This window comes from Candidatus Protofrankia californiensis (genome assembly GCF_900634765.1).
Classification (GTDB): Bacteria; Actinomycetota; Actinomycetes; order Frankiales; family Frankiaceae; genus Protofrankia; species Protofrankia californiensis.
In genome coordinates this window covers 17,278-19,473 of the sequence record NZ_CAAAFT010000484.1, presented here as the reverse complement: position 1 = coordinate 19,473, position 2,196 = coordinate 17,278, and the positions used below count along the sequence as shown (strand labels likewise).

General features: G+C 71.5%; 2 protein-coding genes. Both read right to left on the bottom strand.

The features are described 5' to 3' along the window. Window positions 1-1,139, bottom strand: a 1,139-nt coding sequence (locus tag DD1DGNOD_RS24935; RefSeq protein ID WP_131771161.1) for a protein phosphatase 2C domain-containing protein, incomplete at its 3' end; no start/stop codon positions are given. A gap of 15 nt (window positions 1,140-1,154) precedes the next feature. Continuing rightward, a partial coding sequence (locus DD1DGNOD_RS30275; RefSeq protein WP_283234751.1) for a tetratricopeptide repeat protein occupies window positions 1,155-2,196 on the bottom strand: 1,042 nt, incomplete at its 5' end.

Below are 2,196 nucleotides of genomic sequence, written 5' to 3'. Positions count from 1 at the left end.
ATCGTGACCGCCGAGGCGTTCGGTGGGAGCTGGCCGACGACCGCGGCCATGTCCTCGGCGCGGGACAGGTAGTTCCACAGCCCGTCGGTACAGACCAGCACCGTGGCCGAAACGGGCAGCGGGAAGACGCGGACATGCGGGGTGACGTCACCGGCGTCGGCACCGAGCCAGCGGGTGAGGGTGTGGGCCCGCCGGTCGGTCTCGACCGCGGACGCGGGGATCAGCCCGGCGCGGGCGGCCTCGGCCGCCCAGGTGTCGTCCTCGGTCAGGCGTTCGAAGCAGCGCGCTGCGAGCAGATACACTCGGCTGTCGCCGATCCAACCGACGGTCACACGTCCGGTGCCGTCCCGCTCACGCGTGATGATCGCCGCGGTCAGCGTGCAGGACGGCGAGCTGCGTCCGACGGCAGGCACCCGGGCCACCGCGTCCTGTGCGGCGGCGACGGCGGCGTGTATCGCCCGTTCGGCCTGGCTTGGGGGCAGCTCCTCGCTGAGCACGCTGGGTGGCCTGGTCGGGATGTCCGCGTCGGGCCAGCCGATGTCGTCGGTGTCATAGTCGCCGTGATCGTTGCGGTAGTCACCGTAACGATCACGGTAGTCGGGCGGGTCACCGTCCTCGCCGAAGTCCGCACCGAAGCCGGTGTAGCCGAACCGGTCGGGTCCGGCCGCACTGCCCCGACTCCGACGATCTCCGCCGTCGGGGTCCCGCCCGGGGCGAGTGCGGGGGGTGGACTCGGCAAGTACCGCCGTCGCGGCCGCCGCCGCCGCGCGGGCCGCCGGCCCGGACCCGGGCGTGCTCGACACGCCGTCACAGACCACCGCGATCAGAGTGGAGCCGACCATGGCGACGCCCATCGCGTCCTCGTTGGTGGCGTGACGCACCCCTCGGTCACAGACGCCGGCAATCGGGCCGAGGTCGATCTCGCGATGGTCGGCGTCGTCGGTCTCCGCCGGCGTTGTGGCCCGCAGCGGCGTTCCACACGCTTCACAGAAGCGGTCGTCCGGGTATGCCGGACTCGCGCACACCGGGCAGCATCCCCCTTTCTGGTCGATTCCGTACCGTCCCTTCTCCGTGGCGGGGTCGTGGACGACCCGCCCGGTCCTCGTGACTTCTGCCGTGGATCGCCCACGGTTGATCACGTGCGTATCACCTGATCAGACCAGCGTCCACGGGCGGACGCGGTTTGCCGCCTCTACCATGGCAACGCGCTGGGGCCGGGTCGTGGCGAGCCTGGCCAGATCGCGGTACACCTGTTCCAGACCGGAACGCACGTCTCGGACGCGCAGCGGCCGTCCCACGACGACGACGTCGTCACCAGGTTGTAGTGTGCCCGCCTCCAGCACCTTGAGTGCCACCTCCAGAATCGTCCGTGCGAGATCCGCCCGTGCTCCTGGGTCGGCGTCCAGCACGTCGAGATTGCCCGACGCCTCGGCGAGTTCGGCCCGTCCGGGACGACCGGCAGGGTCGACCATGGCCCGGATGATGCGGGTCCGGGCGTACACGTACGCCGCGGACGCCCGCGGCACGCGTTGCCATGCCTCGATCGCGCCGCGCATGTCACCGGCGCGTAAGCGGACTCGGGCCAGCCCGAACGACGCCAACGTGAACGTCGGGTCGGTGCGGGAGACGACGTCGAACATGCGCGCGGACGTCGCCGGGTCGGCGGTTTCGGTCGCCAGGGCCAGGGCCAGCTTGGGCGCGAGCTCGCCGGGAAGCGCGCTGTAGACCTTGTCGAAGAAGTCGCGGGCCGCCTGCGCGTCACCGGCGGTGAGCGCGAGCAGCCCCCGGTACCAGTCGGTACGCCACTGGTAGGGGTCGTCGTTCGCGACTGTCGTGAGCAGGGCCTGCGCCCGGGCTGCCTGGCCGGCCTCCATCCAGGCGCGGGCGAGGTGCAGGTGGGTCCCGGGGGTGGCCGGGCCGGTCCGGTCCACCGGACTCATCGTCGAAAGCAGCTTGGTCAACTGTTCGGGTTCCACGTCGGGTAACGCGGCCAGGGTGGCCGCGGCCGGGTCTTCGGGGTCGGGCCGGCATGTCGGCAGTATCGACCACGGCGGTCCGGCGACGCTGCCGTCGGGATTCTCCCCGGTCAGATGCGCCTCCGAGCCGAAACGCAGACTGGGCGCGGGATTCGGTCGTCCCTCCTCGACGGCGACGATCTCCCGCAGGACGCCCAGCAGCTCGTCGGACATCTCGTCC